1 protein-coding gene is annotated in these 1429 nt (G+C 56.1%); it reads right to left on the bottom strand.

Translation table 11 applies throughout. The features are described 5' to 3' along the window. A partial coding sequence (locus tag H567_RS26550; RefSeq protein ID WP_161626677.1) for an IS1634 family transposase occupies positions 1-1324 on the bottom strand: 1324 nt, incomplete at its 3' end. Positions 1325-1429: the final 105 nt, after the last annotated feature.

Below are 1429 nucleotides of genomic sequence, written 5' to 3'. Positions count from 1 at the left end.
CCGTATCCTGTTCTTTGACATTGAACTCGATGGTCAGGCGTTGGTGGGTCGAGAGGATATCTCGGACAGTGAGCCATGAACGATGGTCGCCACACAGGCGCAGCTTGTGTTCAATGATGTGCAGGATGTGGTAGGCCAGCACCGATATGAACAGGTGTGTATCAGCGCGCTGCTCCAACTGGTGGAAGTTTGGCCTGAGCCCGAGTGCAGATTTCATTGACCGAAAGGCGCGTTCCACCCGGGTGAGCATGACGTAGGTTCCCCAGATTTCGAGATCGGTCCAGGTCGTATGGTCGGTTCGCAGGAGGTAGCAGCCTTCGAACTGGCGTTCGGTGTCGTAATGGGAACGTCTTTCCCAGGTGATGGCTTTGGCCTGGGCCTTTTTCCCGGGCCTTTGTTCAGCGATCACTTCGACGTCATAGAGTTTGGATGCGCGTGGGTATTTCTCGCGCAAGCGGCCAACCATCTCGACTACTTTGTGGTATACCTTGGTGTGACCTTTTTTGCCGAGACCGTCCTGGTAGTATTGGAGACGTTCGAGAAACAGCGTTTCCTGACGGCTTCGAATGGCTTGGTCCTTCGCCGTTCGGCCCGTACTGCGGCACAAAAGGAAGGCTTCATGCTCCAGTTGATGGCGCTTGACCTCCAGCGTGTATTGATCGGTCTGGCGGATAATCTGCATCGTCATGGTTTCGTCGGGCATAAAATCGGCCTTGCCCCGTTGCACCACGATGTAATGAAACCCGCTGGTTTTCAGGTAGGCAATGTTTTCGGCGGTGGCGATCCCGGCATCGAGGATGATCGTGCGGTCCCTGGCCAGATGGGGCCTTAGCTCGACCAGTGATTCAATGATCTGCTTGAGGGTGTTGCACTCCGTCTGATTGCCCGGGTAAAGACGACTATACTTGGCAAAGCCGAGCTCATCCACCACGAGGGCCAGGGTCAGCAGTTTGCAGTCCGAGCGTTTCTCTTTGCTGTGTCCCCGCTTCGCTTTGGGATTGCCGGTTGCCTGCCCTTCAAGGTAGGTATTGGTCAGATCGAAGAGGCAGATGCGCTCGGGCAGGTCAAAAAGGTCTTTTTCGCGCTGAGCGAGGTGGGTCTCGATGGCATCTTTACAGTCAAAAAGCCGGTCTCCTGCCCGGTAAATCGAGTTGAGGGAGGCGCGCAAGGGACGGCCCGTCAGTTCATAAAGCGCGGAGCGGTGTTCGGCCCAATTCCAGGTATGTACTTCACTGCCTGGAGCCACCAAACGGCCGATGACCAAGGCTTCCATCAAAGGGATAACCGAAGGGGCAAGCCCTTCGGATACAAGCAGGTCGGTCAATCCGAGCTCATTCCACACGCAATGGCAAACATACTCGGAACCCAGGGAGCGCACCTGGCTGGCTTCCATGGAGGCAGCGTCGATTTGCTCGTAAGCGGCTGGAGG

Source organism: Desulfatiglans anilini DSM 4660, assembly GCF_000422285.1.
Classification (GTDB): domain Bacteria; phylum Desulfobacterota; class DSM-4660; order Desulfatiglandales; family Desulfatiglandaceae; genus Desulfatiglans; species Desulfatiglans anilini.
Note: the sequence above shows the minus strand (reverse complement) of the source record. Positions and strands in the feature narration are given on the sequence as shown.